Source organism: Rhizobium sp. Root1334, from assembly GCF_001426665.1.
In the GTDB taxonomy this organism is placed as follows: domain Bacteria; phylum Pseudomonadota; class Alphaproteobacteria; order Rhizobiales; family Rhizobiaceae; genus Pararhizobium.
In genome coordinates this window covers 200,905-216,018 of record NZ_LMEY01000004.1, presented here as the reverse complement: position 1 = coordinate 216,018, position 15,114 = coordinate 200,905, and the positions used below count along the sequence as shown (strand labels likewise).

Sequence of the window (15,114 nt, the reverse complement as noted above, 5' to 3'; positions counted from 1 at the left end):
CCGCAACCAAACAAAAAACAAAAGCCCGTGATCAGAAATGACACGGGCTTTTGTGCGTTAATGGCCACAAAACACAAGCGGCAATGATAACGCCACAAGCCAAAGCCCGGCAAGCGGCAGCCATGAGACACGCAGATATCAGCAAGGCTGGGTTCAACCTTTCAGGTAACCGATGACGGCATCGGCGATCATCGCCCGGTGACGGTCGATCGTGCCGGGTTCGGAGAGGTCGCGCCGGAAGATCGAGCCGAACGTATAGCGGTTGGAAACGCGGAAAAAGCAGAACGCGCTGATCATCATGTGGATGTCGATCGGATCGGCCTGGCGGGTGAAAACGCGCTGGTTGACGCCGCGCTCCAGAACGCCGGCGATCGTCTCGATGACAGAGACATTCAGGTCGCGGATTGCCTCCGAGCGCCGCATATGGGCGGCGTGGTGGATGTTTTCGATGCTGACCAGCCGGACGAAATCCGGATGCGCTTCATCATGGTCGAAGGTGGTCGAGATCAGCACCCGCAGGGCTTCCTCCGGCTCCAGATTGGAGAGCTGGAGGTCCGCTTCCAGCGTGCGGATCTTGCGGTAGGAACGCTCCAGAACGGCAAGGTAGAGTCCCTCCTTGCTGCCAAAATAATAATAAATCATGCGCTTGGACGTGCGGGTCCGCTCGGCGATGGCGTCGACGCGGCCGCCGGCGAGACCATGTGTGGAAAATTCCTCCGTCGCCACCTCGAGGATATTTTCCTGGGTGCGTTGCGGATCGTTTTTCCTGCCGTTTTCAGCCTTGCTTGCCATGCTTCGCCGCTCCCTCCCGGCGCCTCGTTCGCCCAGTCCGCGTGTCTCCAACACGGGAATCTGCATCCGGCTACCCGGTATGCCCATCAACTCATAGTCAGCTTGCAGGCCGCTTTCAATAGATGCCTATTGACATACGTACCAGTTCGTACATTTTGTAATTACGCCGAATGTCCCTGAGGAGGAGGCACCGGCACGGATATCCCGTTACGATAATGTGCAGCCGTTGCTGATGCAGCGCACGCCAAACATCGCCATCGGCGGAATCCATCTCGGGAGGACAGGCATGACACGCATTATCGAATTCTACTTTTTTGTGCTGAAGGTGATCATCGCCCTTCTGCTCGCCGCCATGGTCATTCTGGTGTTCGGTAATGTCGTGCTGCGCTATGCCTTCAACCAGGGTATCACCTCGTCCGAAGAGCTTTCCCGGGTCTTCTTCATCTGGCTGACATTCCTCGGCGCCGTCGTCGCCATGCGCGAACACGGCCATCTCGGCGTCGATTCGCTGATCAAACGCCTGCCGCTCACCGGCGCAAAGCTGGCCGTTCTGGCAGGGCAAGGGCTGATGCTTTTGGCAACCGCGCTGATGATCAGCGGCAGCTGGACCCAAATGCTGATCAACCTGCCGGCGACGATGCCGGCAACCGGCCTGTCCATGGGGTTTTTTTACGGCGCGGGCCTCGCCTTCGGAATCCCCACCTTCCTGATCATCCTCTGGGACATGTTTTGTGTCGCGACCGGCCGCATCGATGTGACCACCGCCGAACTCGTCCGTGACAGCGAAGAGCAGATGCCTCTTGAGGATCACCCAGCACCACAAGCCGTCACCGGCGCGAAGATCTGAGGAGAGCGCCATGACCCTGACAATTTTCCTCGGCGCTCTTCTCGGCCCCATGGCGCTCGGTGTGCCGATCGCATTCGCCTTGATCATCAGCGGCGTGGCGCTGATGATGTACATGGGCATTTTCGATGCCCAGATCGTCGCGCAGAACGTCATGAATGGTGCAGACAGCTTTCCGTTGATGGCCGTGCCCTTTTTTCTCCTGGCGGGCGAGGTGATGAATACTGGCGGCCTGTCGCGCCGCATCGTCAACCTTGCCATGGCGTTGGTCGGCCATGTGCGCGGCGGGCTGGGTTTCGTGGCAATTTTTGCTGCCTGCATCCTGTCCAGCCTTTCAGGTTCCGCGGTGGCGGATGCTGCAGCCCTCGGCGCACTGCTCTACCCGATGATGTTGAAATCCGGCCATGATCCGGCCCGCACTGGCGGTCTCCTGGCGTCCGCTTCAGTCATCGGTCCGATCATCCCGCCCTCGATCGGTTTCATTCTCTACGGGGTTATCGGCGGCGTATCGATCACCAAGCTCTTCCTGGCCGGGATCGTTCCGGGGTTGCTGATTGCGCTGGCGCTCTGCGTCACCTGGCTGCTGGTGGCGCGCAAGGAGCAGTTCGCGCTGCCGCCCCGGCAGAGTGGCGCAGTCCGCATGAAAGCCTTCGTCGATGCCATCTGGGCGCTGATGCTGCCGGTGATTATCGTCTTCGGCCTGAAATTCGGCGTCTTTACACCGACGGAAGCTGGCGTTGTTGCCGCCGTCTATTCGCTGTTCGTCGCCATGGTCGTCTACCGCGAACTGCCACCGTCGCGTGTGTTTCACGTCTTCGTGGCGGCAGCAAAGATCACCTCCATCGTTATGTTCCTGGTTGCCTGTGCTGCCGTCTCCGCCTGGCTGATCACGGTTGCGGATGTGCCCGGCGATCTGGTCGCGCTGCTGGAGCCGCTGATGGACAACCAGACGCTGCTTCTGATCGCCATCATGGTGCTGATCGTGCTGGTCGGCACTGCCATGGACATGACCCCGACGATCCTAATCATGACGCCCGTGCTGATGCCAGTGATCAAGCAGGCGGGCATCGACCCGGTCTATTTCGGTGTCCTGTTCATCATCAACAATTCCATCGGCTTGATCACGCCGCCTGTCGGCACGGTGCTCAATGTCATCTGCGGCGTGTCCAAGCTGTCGATGGAGGATTTGATGAAGGGTGTCATGCCCTTCCTGATCGCCGAGCTGATCGTACTTTTCCTCCTCGTTCTGTTCCCGCAGCTGGTGACCGCGCCGGTCGCATGGTTCGGGCATTGAGGCGGAGGAGCGCTTTGAAAACCATTCAACCGGCCGGGAACCACCGGCCAAAATCTGGGAGGAAAGCATGTTGAACAAGATGATGAAACTGGCATTGGGGCTCGCTCTGCCCGCCATGCTGCTGGCGGGGACTGCATCGGCTGAAATCCGCGAAACCACGCTGAAATTTGCGAGCGCCAACAACAAAGGCCATCCGCAGGTTACCGGCATGGAAAAATTTGCCGAGATCGTCAAGGAAAAGAGCGGCGGCAAGATCGACGTCAAACTGTTCCCGGGCGGTGTGCTCGGTGGCGACGTGCAGACGGTCTCGTCGCTTCAGGGCGGCGTCGTCGAGATGCTGGTGCTCAACGCCGGTATTCTCGCCAGCAACGTCAAGGCATTTGGCGCTGTCGACCTGCCATTCCTGTTCAACAGCGGCGAAGAGGCCGACAAGATCATGGACGGGCCATTCGGCAAGAGCCTGTCAGACAAGCTGCCCGACACCGGCCTCGTTGGCCTTGCCTATTGGGAATTGGGGTTCCGCAATCTCACCAACAACCGTCATCCGGTCACCAAGCTGGAAGACATCAAGGGCCTGAAGATCCGCACATTGCAATCGCCAATCCCGATCGAGCTGTTCAATGGCCTCGGCGCCAATGCCGTGCCGCTGCCTTACACTGAACTCTACACGGCGCTGGAAACCGGCACTGTGGACGGCCAGGAAAACCCGGCGGCCAACATTCTCAACGCCAAGTTTTTCGAAGTGCAGAAGTACATGACGGTGACGCGTCACCAGTATAATCCGCAGATCGTGCTGATCAGCAAGGTCTTCTGGGACAAGCTGAACGACGAGGAAAAGGCTGTCATCCAGTCGGCGGCGATCGAAGCCCGCGACTATCAGCGCACGGTCTCGCGCGAAGTGGACGCCAAAGCCATGGCCGAAATCAAGGCCACCGGCATGGAAGTTTCCGAACTCAGCCCGGAAGAGACGCAGAAGCTGCGCGATGCCGTCAAGCCGCTGGTTGACAAGTTCAGCGGCGAAATCGGCCCCGACACTGTGTCGCTGCTCTTCAAGGAGCTTGCGGCTGCCCGCGGCCAGTAATGCCTTCGCCGGCCCGCCTTGAGGTGGGCCGGCCCATCTTTTCTGACAATTACGGAACCTGCTGCAATGGTCGAAACACGTCTGAAACCCTTAAAGGCCGGCTTGATCGGTTCGGGCATCCAGGCTTCGCTGACACCGGCGATGCATATGCAGGAAGGCGCGGCGCAGGGGTTTGCCTACGATTACGCACTGATCGATCTCACCCAGCGCGGCCTGACACCGGACAGTCTGCCCGCACTTTTAAGTCAGGCCGAACAGCAAGGTTTGAGCGGTCTCAATATCACCCATCCCTGCAAGCAGCTGGTCATTCCTCATCTCGATGAACTCTCAGACGAAGCACGCGCGTTGGGCGCCGTGAACACCGTCGTCCTGAAGGGAGGCCGGCGATACGGCCACAACACCGACTGGTGGGGTTTCGCCGAAAGTTTTCGGCGCGGCTTGCCCGATGCCGATCTCAAGTCGGCAGTTCAGATCGGAGCAGGCGGCGCTGGCGTTGCCACCGCCTATGCTATTCTGTCGCTAGGCTTGAAGAACCTGACCGTGTTTGATCTGGATCCGGAAAGGGCAACTCATCTGGCGCAGTCCCTGTCGGTGCTGTTTCCCAAAGCTACGATTGAGGCATCCGGTGACCTCGCGGTGGCGATGCAATCGGCATCCGGTCTGATCCATGCGACCCCGACCGGCATGGCGAAATATCCGGGTATGCCGCTTGCGCCGGAATTGCTTTCAGCTCGCCATTGGGTGGCCGAGATCGTCTATTTTCCTTTGGAAACCGAGCTGCTGAAGACGGCAAAGCTTCGGGGATCCCGGGTGCTGAACGGCGGCGGCATGGCCGTCTTCCAGGCCGTCGGCGCGTTCAGCCTCTTCACGGGCCGCGAGCCGGATGCCTACCGGATGATGCGGCATTTCGACAATCTGACATCCGGCAGCCGGCCGAGCAAGGATCTGCAATGAAGACCTCCATCGCGACTGTATCGATCAGCGGCGAGTTGCCGGAGAAGCTGGCTGCGATTGCAAAGGCAGGCTTTGACGGTGTTGAAATCTTCGAGAATGATTTCTTGGCCTTTGATGGCAGCCCGGCGGATGTCGGGCGGATGGTACGTGATCATGGGTTGGAGATCACGCTTTTTCAGCCCTTCCGCGATTTCGAGGGCATGCCGGAACCGCATCGTACGCGCACCTTCGATCGTGCCGAGCGCAAGTTTGATATCATGCAGCAGCTCGGTACCGACCTTGTACTGGTCTGCTCTAACGTGTCGCCGGTGTCGCTCGGCGGCATCGACCGGGCCGCGGCGGACTTTCATGAACTCGGCGAGCGGGCTGCCAAGCGCGGTTTGAAGGTTGGTTACGAAGCACTTGCCTGGGGAAAACATATCTTCGACCATCGGGATGCCTGGGAAATCGTCCGGCGCGCCGACCACCCGAACATCGGCCTGATCCTCGACAGCTTCCATACCTTGTCGCGCAAGATCGATATCAATTCGATCCGCTCCATCCCCAAGGAGAAAATCTTCATCGTCCAGCTGGCAGACGCGCCGCTGATTGACATGGACCTGCTCTACTGGAGCCGCCACTTTCGCAACATGCCGGGCGAAGGCGATCTGGCGGTCACGGCCTTTACCAGCGCGATCGCTGAGACGGGCTATGATGGTTACTTCTCGCTGGAAATCTTCAATGACCAGTTCCGTGGTGGGTCTGCAAAGGCGATTGCGGCCGATGGTTACCGCTCGCTGATTACGCTTGGTGACCGCGTCCGGCGCAATCCAAATGCTTCGGGGCTTACTGTTGCCGACATGCCGGGGCGTGCGCCGGTGAAGGCCATCGGCTTCGTGGAATTCTCTGTCGATGAAACCGCTGCGACGGACCTTATCGCGCTTCTTCGCACGCTTGGCTTCCGCAACACTGCGCGGCACAGGACCAAGCAGGTGACGGTCTATAGCCAGGGCGATATCCGGTTGCTGGTCAATACCGAGCGTGCAGGCTTTGCCAATGCGTCCTATGCGGTACACGGGCCATCGGCCTATGCAGTGGCACTCATTGTGGATGATGCGCAAGAGGCTATGGCCCGGGCGGTGGCGCTTGGGGCTGAATCCTTCAGCCAGCCGGTTGGCGCTGGAGAATTGGAAGTCCCGGCCATTCGTGGGGTCGGCGGCGGGTTGATCTATCTGCTCGATGAAAAGACTGATCTTGGCCGCATTTGGGACATCGATTTCGTAGCTGTCGCGAATGAGGATGACAGCCAGCCGGCGCATCTGCGTGCCATCGATCATATCGCCCAGACTGTCGCCTATGAAGAAATGCTGACCTGGCTGTTGTTCTACACCTCGATTTTCGAGACGCAAAAGACACCGATGGTGGATATCATCGATCCGGCAGGCGTCGTGCGCAGCCAGGTCATCGAGAATGCGGCAGGTAGCTTGCGCATCACGCTCAATGGGGCGGAAAACCGGCGCACGCTTGCCGGCCACTTCATCGCCGAAACGTTCGGTTCGGGCATCCAGCATCTGGCTTTCAACACGGATGATATCTTTGCAACGGCTGCAGCGCTGAAACGGAATGGTTTCCGGCCGCTGCACATTTCGCCCAACTATTACGACGATGTCGAAGCCCGCTTCGGCCTCGAACCCGAGTTGAGCGAGCGGCTAAAGGCGGAAAACATTCTCTACGATCGCGACGAGCACGGCGAGTTCTTCCAGCTCTACAGTGGCACCTACGGCGAGGGCTTTTTCTTCGAGATCGTCGAACGGCGCGGCTATCGCGGCTATGGTGCTGCCAACGCGATCTTCCGCATCGCTGCGCTGAAGAAGCAGATCCGGCCCGATGGCATGCCGGTCATTGCAAGGGAGTGGCAAAAACACTGACCCGGATCAGGAAGCCGTCTAAGGGGCAGGAAGGACGACGTAGCCCGCGGGGTACGAGAGACCGGTCTGAAACTCGATTGAGCCGTCAGGATGTTCGCCCGATGTGGGAAAGGGCTTCGAAAAGAAGAGTGTCCGGCCGAATGCCGCACCGGTTCAAAAAACGGTCGCGGGATACTCTGTGTCAACGGCCTTACTCGGCCGCGGCCAGATACAATTTGTTCTGCGATGACGAGGCCAATGCGTGAACCCTGGCATCGGCCTTGGCGATCAGCTGGTAGAATTCATCCTGTGCTTCCACATCCAGCTGGATTACGGCATTCACCTCATCCGCTGTGTCGCAAACGCAAGCAACCGCTGAAATCGGGCAGACCCCGCCGGGATATCTCTTTCCGTTACCGCTATAGGCGCGGCGCGCCCAGCGCTCGGAATAAACCGTCTCTTCGCGCTCTAGATGCAGGATTGTCCCTTTGCAGGCGGTCACGATAGCGGCCTTGCCGTAGGCGAACCAGTGGTAGTTCAGCCTGCGCAGAATATATTTTCCAGTAATGTCTTCGCCGGAAAGTTCAGCCGGGTCTTGTATCATTCTAATCATGATCGCTTCCTTGACGTGGGAGCAATATCCTTCATGCGCATGCGCGCGGCAAGTCAAAAACAGCTGATTTCGGAAGCACTTAGTCACAAAGTGTTTCCGTTTCTTACATTGGTGCCGGAGTATATTGCTGCTCGCCAAGGCGCAAAAGCGCGCGAAAATCGGTCTTGTCTCAGCTTTTGCCTGATCGGATATGTCCTGTGAGGACGTAGTTGCCATGGACATTCGCAGACGCGAACGGTGAGAAACGCTGGCGCTTACGCTGGTCGTTGCTCACGGGAACATGCGGCCGGTTGGGTTCTTTATGAGGCAGTGAAAACAGCTGAAATCTGATAGTGAAGTGGCCGCGCGCGATGCGTTGCAGATTCGCTCGGATATCGTTCGCCGAAGAGGATCGCGGAAGCACTACTAACCGAGGATAGAAGAGGCTCATGGCCCCGTCTGACAAGAAACTGCATTTTGGCCGTATCATCTCCGAGTTGCCTTCGCTGATAAAGCTGTCTGTCCCGCTGGTCCTCGGACTATCGGCAAGCTCGCTGATTGGCATCACTGACACGATCATGCTGTCGCCGCTTGGAACCGAGGTTCTGGCCATCGTCTCGCTCGTCATGGCGGTTCATATGCTGCTGACGGCGATGCTTTACGGGGTGATTTCGGTTGTCGGCATATCGATGGCCAGCGGCTTTGGGGCGAAAGATGCCCGGATGGTCAGCTCGGCTGTCCGTCATGGCATGATGACGGCGCTGATATGCGGCGCTCTGGCGGCCACGATCATGTTGGCGCTGATGCCGATTGTGCGGGTAATGGGCCTGCCGGAGACGCAGGCGTGGCTTTATTGGGTGCCGATGGCGCTGTTCATGCTGCCCTTTTCGGTCTTTCTGGTGCTGAAGTCCCTGCTTGACGCCACGGACCGGCCTTGGCTGGCGGTCGGGTTTGCATTCTTCGGCGTCGCGATCAATGTGCCGCTGAACTATCTGCTGATTTACGGTCTCGGCCCCATACCGGCTCTTGGCATTCTCGGCTCGGGTATCGCCAGTGTTCTGGCTGAGACGATCGCCCTTGCCGCTGCCTATCTCTATTGGCGCCGGGCATTGGCGATGCGCCGTTTCCGCTTGCGGGCGGTGGTCACGGGCAAAGGTGTCTGGCAGCAATTCTTACAGGGGTTGCCGCTGGGGATCAGTTATCTCGCCGAGGCCGGGGCCGTCGCAATGGCAACCTTCATGCTCGGCTGGTTTGGCGCAGGCGCGCTCGCCGCCAACCAGATCGTCAACTCGATTGGCGCGACCCTTTACATGCTGCCGCTCGGAATGGCGACTGCCGTTGCTATCCGCATCGCACAGGCCGATGGCTCGGGGCAGCCGGAACGGCTCCGGCCTATCGGCATGGCAACCTTTGGCTTTGTGGCGCTGTGGATGCTGGCCACCACGGTTGCGCTGATCTTTGCGGGCCGCTCCATTGCCGAATTGCTGAGCAGGGACCCGCCTGTTGTCGCACTGGCGTCCAGCATGTTTATCGTGGTCGCGCTAATGCAGGTGGTGGATGGATTGCAGTCCACCGGGCTGGGGGCTCTGCGTGGGCTGAACGACACCAAGTGGCCGTCTGCTGTGTCCATCGTTTCCTATTGGCTGCTGGCCCTGCCCCTGGGTTATTTCCTGGCCTTTCACACGTCCGTAGGCCCCCTGGGCGTGTGGATTGGATTTGCCGCTGGTCTTTCCATGAGTGCCATCATTCTGCCAGCACGGTTTTTCCGGCTTGTGCGGATACGAGAAGACAACGCGTAGGCGACAGGCGGCATCCTCACCCATTCAAAGGCTTCCTGCCCGTCGCATCGCCGTGACTTCCAGGCCGGCAAGGCCGATGTTTGAAGGGATGGACGGATCCCATGAAGCGATTGTGCAAGCGGCTCAGTCCCCGGCGCTGACCACTATCTGTAGCTCAATTCGCATTTGCACCTTGAGCGCCGCGACATGTTTGCCGGTACGGCGCTCTGCTCCAGAGAAGAACCACCTTGAAGCCGAGCCGAAGATTCATCCATATTGAATATTCAAGTGACTTGATTGCGATGAAAGGGAAGTGGTATTCGTGAGCTTGGTCACGACGGGCAAGCCGGTAGATGGTTCCCTCGTGAAAATATCCGAGTGTTCCCGCTCCTAGCAATAGAAGACAAAAATCGCATGAAAAAAGGGCTTGATTTGACGGCGGCAAATCACATCGATGACGATGCTCAAACCGCCAATCCAGTCCGTCTGGGCATCCGCCTACGGCTTGCACGGCAAACCAGGGGTATGACGCTGAAGGCACTTTCCGACGCAGCCAATTGCTCGGAAAGCCTGTTGTCAAAGATTGAAAACGGCAAGGCATCGCCGTCTCTGCCGATGCTGCACCGTCTGGTTGGCGCACTGGATACCAATATTGGCTGGATGTTCGAGGAGTCCGATGGAGAGGAAGGAATCATCTTCCGCGCCGGTACGCGGCCGCTGATCGCGCTTGACCCTTTGCGTCGCGGCGAGGGGATTTCGCTGGAGCGGATCATTCCCTATTCGGCCGGGCATCTGCTTCAGTGCAATATCCATCACATCGAGGAGAAGGGTGAAAGCGCCGGTCCCATCCAGCATGCCGGAGAAGAGGTCGGGTATCTGCTTGCCGGTGAAATAGAACTGATTGTCGACGGCAAGAGCTTCATGCTTGCGACCGGCGATGCCTTCGTCTTCAATTCCGAACTGCCGCACCACTATCGCAATACCGGCCGTGAGCGCGCCAGCATCTTCTGGGTCAATACACCAGCCACATTCTGAGTAAGTTCCCCTCGAAAAGTTAAATTCAAGAGACTTGACAAAAATTCAAGTCTCTTGAATTATATCCTGGCGCTCAAGCGCTTGATGAGCCCGGCTACGGGCCTTTCCGAAAACAAGGGGAACCCGAATGCGCCTATCCAAACTTTTGATCCGCAGCACTGCCGCCGTCGTCATGACGTTGGCTGTCGGTGTCGCTTCCGCCAGCGCAGATACATTTGCGCTCGTCACCATCAATCAGCAGGCCCTGTTCTTCAACCAGATCAATGACGGTGCGCAGAAAGCTGCGGATGCTGCCGGTGCCAAGCTGGTGATCTTCAACGCCAACAACGTGCCTGCCGCACAGAACGACGCGATCGAAAACTACATCACCCAGAAGGTCGATGGCATCATTCTCGTCGCCATCGACGTCAATGGCGTGAAACCTGCCATTACAGCGGCCAAGACTGCCAGCATTCCGGTCATCGCCATCGATGCACAAATCCCGGAAGGCGATAACATTTCCTTTATCGGCGTCGACAATGCCAAAGCTGGCGAAGACATTGGCAAGTACTTTTCCGAATACGTAAAGACGGAGATGTCCGGCACGGCCAAGACCGGTATTATCGGTGCGCTCAATTCCTTCATTCAGAACCAGCGGCTTGACGGCTTCAAGAAGGCTGTGACCGATAGCGGTCAGGCTGTTACCTTCCTCGACACCGTTGACGGCCAGAACCAGCAGGACATTGCGCTGGGTGCTGCCGAGAACCTGATGACCGCCAACCCCGACATGACAACGATCTACGCAACCGGCGAGCCGCAGTTGATCGGTGCCGTTTCGGCTGTCGAAAGCCAGGGCCGCCAGAAGGACGTCAAGATCTTCGGCTGGGACCTGACCGCGCAAGCCGTCAAGGGCATCGAAGAAGGCTGGGTTACCGCCGTCGTTCAGCAGGACCCTGCCGGCGAAGGCAAGGCTGCCGTCGAAGCGCTGGTCAAGCTGAAGAAAGGCGAAACCATCGAGCCGATCATCAATGTTCCGGTGACGATCGTGACCAAGGAGAACGTTGCCCAGTTCAAGGACATGTTCAAGTAAGGGTTTTTCCCGCATCATCCCGCATGGCCGGTTTGAGGAAGCTGGCCATGCCCGTTCAGGCAATCGGGGAGAACCCATCATGACCGACGGCACACCTTACCGCGTCCGGATGACCGGTATTTCGAAACGTTATAATCCTATTCAGACGCTGGACAATGTCTCGCTGACGCTGAAGCCCGGCGAGGTCCTTGGACTGGTCGGAGACAATGGCGCCGGCAAGTCGACGCTGAGCAAGGTGCTCTCAGGCGCCGTCATTCCAGACAGCGGCACCATCGAGATCGACGGCAAGGCCGTTTCCTTTTCATCGCCAGCCGATGCACGCGCCGCTCATGTCGAGATGGTCTATCAGGACCTGTCTCTCTGCGACACGGTGGATGTGGCCGGCAATCTGTTCCTTGGCCGCGAACCGCGCCGCCGCATTCTCGGCGTACCGTTTCTCGATAACAAGAAGATGCACGGGCTTACCCGCGAGATGCTCGATCGTCTCGGCATCGTCATTGCCGATACCCGGTTGAAGGTCGAAAACCTGTCGGGCGGCCAACGTCAATCAATCGCCATCGGCCGCGCGGCTTCGTTCGAACCCAAGGTTCTCATCATGGACGAGCCGACGGCAGCGCTTGCCGTGGCGGAAGTCGAAGCCGTGCTGGAGTTGATCCGAACGGTTAGCGCCCGCGGTGTCAGCGTCATTCTGATTACCCACCGCCTGCAGGACCTGTTCCTGGTCTGCGATCGCATCCAGGTCATGTACGAAGGCCGCAATGTCGCCGAACGGCTGATCAGTGAGACCAGCATCGAGGAAGTCGTCAACCTGATCGTCGGGCGCAAATTTTCAGCCCGTTCCGCCCGGCACGGCAACGAAACCGGAGTTTCCGCATGAGCATGCCTTCAACCCAAACCGGGCATGCCGGTTCTCACGTCTCACCGTCCCGCCTGCGCAAGGCAACACTTTGGGACAAGCTGCTGGCCAACGGCAGCGTCGTGTCGATCGCCCTGTTCTTTCTCGTCGTCTGCGTTGTCTTTTCGGTCATCACCGATGCCTTCCTGACCGCGCCGAACTTGCTGAACATCATCCGCCAGTCGGCGCCGCTCTTGATCGTCGCTGCCGCCATGACCTTCGTCATCACCACCGGCGGCATCGACTTGTCGGTCGGCTCGGTGCTGGCGCTGGTTGCCACGCTGTCGGCAACGGCATTGCAGGCGGGGCTCGCATGGCCACTGGTCATTCTCCTGATGCTGTTGCTTGGGGTCATCATTGGCGCCATCCACGGCTTCTTCATTGCTTATGAGCGTATTCCGGCCTTCATCGTCACGCTGGCGGGGCTTTCGGTCATCCGTGGTCTGGCGCTGCTGATTACCGGCGGCTATTCTATCCCGGTCGATCCGGCGAGCTTTTTCACCGTCATCGGCAGGTCCTGGTTCCTCGGCGTTCCCGTGCCGGCGCTGATCGCCCTTGTGGTCCTGCTGATCGCCTATATCGTCTTCAACGAAACTCCATTTGGCCGCTATGTCACCGGCATTGGTGCCAATGCCGAAGCGGTGCGCCGTGCAGGCATCGACACACGATTTACCACGATGTTCGTCTATATCCTCTCCAGCACAGCCGCGGCACTGGCCGGGATCATCGTCACCGCCCGCCTCGGTTCGGGATCGTCCAACGCAGGGCAGGGTTTCGAGCTTGAAGTCATCGCGGCCGTGGTGCTTGGCGGCACCAGCCTCTTCGGCGGGCGGGGGACTGTTGTCGGTACGGTTCTTGGCGCTCTGACCGTTGCGGTCATCGCCAATGGTTTGATCCTTGCCCATATGTCGCCGTTCCTGACGCCGATCGTTACGGGCACGATCATCCTGATTGCGGTCTGGCTCAACTTCCGTCTCTTCCGCGGCGCTGTCCGGGGCAAGTAAGATGGATCATCTGTTTGAGACAACGCCCAGAGAGCGGGCGGAGATTGGTGTCAGAACGGGAACGGTGATGACGGTTCTCGGGCCGGTGCCGGTTACCGGGATGGGCATTACCCTGATGCACGAGCACATCCTGCTCGATGGCGCCAAGTCCTGGCGCTGCCCCTGCCATCCGGAGGCTCAAGCCGTCGGCGAGCAGAAGGTTAGCATGGAGATCATCGGCGAATTGCGGATGAACCCCTACATGAACCGAGACAACGTTTCGCTTGATGACAGCGATCTGGCATTGTCGGAGTTGAAGCGGTTTCAGGCATTGGGCGGCCACACGGTCGTCGATACCACCAATATCGGTATTGGCCGCGAGCCTGCCAAGCTTGCCCGCATCGCGAAAATGTCCGGTCTCAAGATCGTCATGGGTACCGGCTTCTACCTCGAATTCAGCCATCCGGACTGGTTCAAAGCCATGGATGTCGACGAGGTCACCGAGTTCATCGTCAATGATGTCGGTGGCGGTGTAAGCCAGCCGGAGGTTATGGCGGGTGTCATCGGCGAAATCGGCGTCAGCAAGGATTTTACCTCCGAAGAGCGCAAATCCTTGCGCGCAGCGGCCCGCGCTTCCAGACTGACCGGCGTGCCGCTCTCCATCCATCTGCCCGGCTGGGAGCGGCTGGCGCATGAGGTTCTTGATATCGTCGAGGAGGAGGGGGCTGACCTGCGCCATACAGTTCTCTGCCACATGAACCCCAGCCATGACGATCTGCCCTATCAGAAGGCGCTGGCCGAGCGCGGGGCCTTTCTGGAATACGATATGATCGGCATGGACTTCTATTATGCCGATCAGGACGCCCAGTCGCCGTCCGACGAGCAGAACGCCCGCGCGATCCGTTCGCTGATCGATATGGGTTACGGCGACCGCGTTCTGCTCTCGCAGGACGTGTTCTTGAAAATCATGCTCACCCGTTACGGCGGCTTCGGCTACGGCTTCATCCTGAAGCATTTCCTGCCGCGCCTGAAGCGTCACGGGGTTGATCAGGCTGCCATCGACCGAATGCTGATCGACAATCCGAAATCCGTTTTCTCCAGTGTTCTCTGAGCGCTGACAATAAAGTCCAAGGAGTTTTCATGTCCAAGTCCAAAGTCCTTCTCGCCGGCGAGTCCTGGGTTTCCACCGCCACCCACATCAAGGGGTTCGACCAGTTCCCGACGGTCACCTATCACACGGGCGCCGACGAGCTGCTCGCCGCGCTGAAGGACAGCCCGTTTGATGTTCAGTTCATGCCCGCCCACGAGGCCCAGCGTGATTTCCCGCAATCGCTGGAAGCGCTGTCCGCCTATGATGCAATCATCCTGTCGGATATCGGGGCCAACACGCTGCTGTTGCATCCCGACACCTGGATCCACTCGAAGACCACACCGAACCGTCTTCGCCTGCTGCGCGAATATGTGCGCAACGGTGGCGCCCTTCTGATGTTCGGCGGCTACTACAGCTTCCAAGGCATCAACGGTGGCGCTCGCTACCACCGGACGCCGGTCGAAGAAGTACTTCCCGTTTCCTGCCTTTCCGTCGATGACCGTATCGAGGTTCCGGAAGGCTTTGCGCCTGTTGTCACCGGCAAGGAAAGCCATCCGATCCTCAAGGGGCTTGGCACGGACTGGCCGGTCCTGCTCGGTTATAATGAAGTGACGGTCAAGGACGGCGCCGAGGTTCTGGCAACAGTCTCGACGGAGTACGGTTCGCAGCCGCTGCTGGTAACCGGCACCTACGGCAAGGGCCGCACCGTGGCCTGGACCTCCGACGTCGGCCCGCATTGGCTGCCGTCGAGCTTCATCGCCTGGCCGGGTTACAAGACGTTGTTCGAACAGATGCTTGCCTGGGCAACGGCGAAAGCCTGA

Annotated in this window: 14 protein-coding genes; 12 read left to right on the top strand and 2 right to left on the bottom strand. The window is 58.9% G+C overall.

The features are described 5' to 3' along the window. Window positions 1–153: 153 nt before the first annotated feature. Window positions 154–792 carry a TetR/AcrR family transcriptional regulator gene (locus ASD36_RS10265; RefSeq protein WP_060503155.1) on the bottom strand — a complete coding sequence of 213 codons (639 nt, stop codon included), beginning with the start codon at window positions 790–792 and terminating at the stop codon, window positions 154–156. A 286-nt stretch (window positions 793–1,078) separates the two neighbouring features. On the opposite strand from ASD36_RS10265, the gene ASD36_RS10260 reads away from it, so the two are divergent. The 5 genes from ASD36_RS10260 (at window position 1,079) to ASD36_RS10240 (ending at window position 6,872) form a co-directional block, all read left to right on the top strand. Then, complete coding sequence (locus ASD36_RS10260) at window positions 1,079–1,639, top strand: TRAP transporter small permease (RefSeq protein WP_060503177.1); 561 nt, start codon at window positions 1,079–1,081, stop codon at window positions 1,637–1,639. 10 nt (window positions 1,640–1,649) lie between these two features. Further along, complete coding sequence (locus tag ASD36_RS10255) at window positions 1,650–2,930, top strand: TRAP transporter large permease subunit (protein WP_060503154.1); 1,281 nt, start codon at window positions 1,650–1,652, stop codon at window positions 2,928–2,930. A gap of 67 nt (window positions 2,931–2,997) precedes the next feature. Next, window positions 2,998–4,011 carry a TRAP transporter substrate-binding protein gene (locus tag ASD36_RS10250; RefSeq protein WP_060503153.1) on the top strand — a complete coding sequence of 338 codons (1,014 nt, stop codon included), beginning with the start codon at window positions 2,998–3,000 and terminating at the stop codon, window positions 4,009–4,011. A 66-nt stretch (window positions 4,012–4,077) separates the two neighbouring features. After that, window positions 4,078–4,965 carry a shikimate dehydrogenase gene (locus tag ASD36_RS10245; RefSeq protein WP_060503152.1) on the top strand — a complete coding sequence of 296 codons (888 nt, stop codon included), beginning with the start codon at window positions 4,078–4,080 and terminating at the stop codon, window positions 4,963–4,965. Next, window positions 4,962–6,872, top strand: a complete 1,911-nt coding sequence (locus ASD36_RS10240) for a sugar phosphate isomerase/epimerase and 4-hydroxyphenylpyruvate domain-containing protein (RefSeq protein ID WP_060503151.1) — start codon at window positions 4,962–4,964, stop codon at window positions 6,870–6,872. Before ASD36_RS10245 ends, ASD36_RS10240 begins: the two co-directional genes overlap by 4 nt. A 190-nt stretch (window positions 6,873–7,062) precedes the next feature. Here ASD36_RS10240 and ASD36_RS10235 read toward each other — a convergent pair whose 3' ends face one another. Then, window positions 7,063–7,464 carry a hypothetical protein gene (locus ASD36_RS10235; RefSeq protein ID WP_060503150.1) on the bottom strand — a complete coding sequence of 134 codons (402 nt, stop codon included), beginning with the start codon at window positions 7,462–7,464 and terminating at the stop codon, window positions 7,063–7,065. A 428-nt stretch (window positions 7,465–7,892) separates the two neighbouring features. Here ASD36_RS10235 and ASD36_RS10230 point away from each other — a divergent pair, with 428 nt between their 5' ends. The 7 genes from ASD36_RS10230 to ASD36_RS10200 all read left to right on the top strand — a co-directional run bounded on the left by ASD36_RS10230 (window position 7,893) and on the right by ASD36_RS10200 (window position 15,114). Beyond that, complete coding sequence (locus ASD36_RS10230) at window positions 7,893–9,242, top strand: MATE family efflux transporter (RefSeq protein ID WP_060510000.1); 1,350 nt, start codon at window positions 7,893–7,895, stop codon at window positions 9,240–9,242. A 393-nt stretch (window positions 9,243–9,635) separates the two neighbouring features. Beyond that, the gene (locus ASD36_RS10225; RefSeq protein WP_060503148.1) at window positions 9,636–10,256 is read left to right on the top strand and encodes a cupin domain-containing protein; all 621 of its coding nucleotides are present in this window, start codon (window positions 9,636–9,638) and stop codon (window positions 10,254–10,256) included. A 127-nt stretch (window positions 10,257–10,383) separates the two neighbouring features. Continuing rightward, window positions 10,384–11,325, top strand: a complete 942-nt coding sequence (locus ASD36_RS10220; RefSeq protein ID WP_060503147.1) for a substrate-binding domain-containing protein — start codon at window positions 10,384–10,386, stop codon at window positions 11,323–11,325. Window positions 11,326–11,404: 79 nt separating this feature from the next. Continuing rightward, the gene (locus ASD36_RS10215; RefSeq protein ID WP_060503146.1) at window positions 11,405–12,202 is read left to right on the top strand and encodes an ATP-binding cassette domain-containing protein; all 798 of its coding nucleotides are present in this window, start codon (window positions 11,405–11,407) and stop codon (window positions 12,200–12,202) included. Further along, complete coding sequence (locus tag ASD36_RS10210) at window positions 12,199–13,224, top strand: ABC transporter permease (RefSeq protein WP_060503145.1); 1,026 nt, start codon at window positions 12,199–12,201, stop codon at window positions 13,222–13,224. The genes ASD36_RS10215 and ASD36_RS10210 overlap by 4 nt, the downstream gene beginning before the upstream one ends. 1 nt (window position 13,225) lies before the next feature. Further along, window positions 13,226–14,314: a phosphotriesterase gene (locus tag ASD36_RS10205; protein WP_060503144.1), complete on the top strand. Its 1,089-nt coding sequence runs from the start codon at window positions 13,226–13,228 to the stop codon at window positions 14,312–14,314. Between the two features lie 29 nt (window positions 14,315–14,343). After that, the gene (locus ASD36_RS10200) at window positions 14,344–15,114 is read left to right on the top strand and encodes a glutamine amidotransferase (RefSeq protein WP_060503143.1); all 771 of its coding nucleotides are present in this window, start codon (window positions 14,344–14,346) and stop codon (window positions 15,112–15,114) included.